General features: G+C 42.1%; 1 protein-coding gene. It reads right to left on the minus strand.

The window, feature by feature from the left end:
- Window positions 1–347: Ig-like domain-containing protein (locus tag Q1A01_RS23755; protein ID WP_299686086.1), on the minus strand; the 347-nt coding region annotated here is incomplete at both ends.

Consider the following 347-nt stretch of genomic DNA (forward strand, 5'->3'; position numbering starts at 1 on the left):
GTATCATTATCTAATACATCGATATTAATAGGACTATCCTCATCTGTGCTTGCCGTGTCATTATCTAATACAACATCAGCAATCGGATCCACAGTAATCACTACCGTAGCAGTCTCTGTCGTTGTTGATCCATCGGCATTGGTAACCGTTACTGTATAATCAAAAGTATCTGTGCCATTGAAGTTTGGATCTGGCGTATAGGTTACTGTACCATCTGTCTCGATCGTTACCGTTCCATTGGCTGGATTGGTTACATCAGTCACCTCATTGTCTACACCCTCAAAAGTATCATTGTCTAAAACAGCTACATTCACTGGCGTATCCTCAGGGGTGCTATCTGCATCATC

The organism is uncultured Dokdonia sp. (assembly GCF_947492815.1).
In the GTDB taxonomy this organism is placed as follows: Bacteria; Bacteroidota; Bacteroidia; order Flavobacteriales; family Flavobacteriaceae; genus Dokdonia.